We start from the raw sequence: 1248 nt of genomic DNA on the forward strand, positions 1-1248 counted from the left end.
GGCGGCGCCCCGGCGCACGGCGTTCGCCGAGGGGGCCCTGCGGCTGCGCGAGGCCGCCGCCACCGAACCCGGCCGCCTCAGGATCATCGGCGCGGTCCTCGCCGCCCTCGTCGTCGCCTTCGGCACCGTCGCCGCCTGGCAGACGGCCGGGCGGGCCGCGGCGGCGGACGACGTCCTCACCGGCAGCCGGCCGCTCGCCTCGGACGCCGCCGACATCTACCGCTCCCTCGCGGACGCCAACACGGCCGCCTCCAGCGGTTTCCTGGCGGGCGGTCAGGAGACCGCCGCCTCCCGGGACCGGTACGAGCAGGGCATCCGCACCGCCGCCGCCAAACTCGTCAACGCCGCGGCCAACACCCGGCCGGGCTCCTCGTCGGCGGCGACGATCACCGACCTCAACCGGCTGCTGCCCGAGTACAAGGGCCTGGTGGAGCGAGCCCGCACCTACAACCGCCAGGGCTACCCGGTGGGCGGTGCCTACCTGCGGTACGCGAACGAGAAGATGCAGGAGGAGATGCTCCCCGCGGCGGAGGACCTCTACACGAGGGAGACCGGGCGCCTCGACGCCGACTACGCGGACGCGACCTCTCCCCCGTGGGCCGCGATCGCGCTCGGCGCGGTCGCCCTCGCCGCGCTCGCCTGGGCCCAGCGCCGTACGTACCTGCGCACCCATCGGGTGTTCAACCCCGGTCTGGTCGCGGCCACCGCCGCGGCGGCGGTCGTGCTGCTCTGGCTGGCCGCCGGCCACGGCCTCGCCCGCTCGGGACTGAACGGCTCCTACGAGCACGGCGTCCGCTCGCTCGGGGTGCTGCACGAGGCGCGCATCGCCTCCCTGAAGGCACGCGGCAACGAGAACCTGACCCTGGTGGCCCGCGGCGCCGAGACGACGAAGGTCGGCGAGAAGGCGTACGACGCCTACGACTACGACTTCCAGCACGACATGGAGGCCCTCGCCGGGCACCTCGCCCGGGCCGGCGAACTCGCGGACGACGACGGCGGCCGGAAGCCGGTGGCCGCCGCCGTGAGCAACATGACGGAGTGGAGGAAGCGCCACGCGGCCGCCCGCGAGCAGGACGAGAACGGCGACTACCAGAAGGCGCTGGACCTGGTGATCGCTCCCGTCGACGCCGTCGAAGCACTCGCCGGTCGCCCCCTCGCCGCCGATCACCAGGTCCAGCGCCTTCTGGTAGTCGCCGTTCTCGTCCTGCTCGCGGGCGGCCGCGTGGCGCTTCCTCCACTCCGTCATGT

General features: G+C 74.4%; 1 protein-coding gene. It reads left to right on the forward strand.

Going from position 1 to position 1248, the window contains the following annotated elements; all coding sequences use genetic code 11:
* On the forward strand, positions 1–1248 hold a 1248-nt coding region (locus AOK18_RS29285), incomplete at both ends, for a hypothetical protein (RefSeq protein ID WP_240503360.1).

It is taken from the genome of Streptomyces prasinopilosus, assembly GCF_001419695.1.
Taxonomy (GTDB): domain Bacteria; phylum Actinomycetota; class Actinomycetes; order Streptomycetales; family Streptomycetaceae; genus Streptomyces; species Streptomyces prasinopilosus.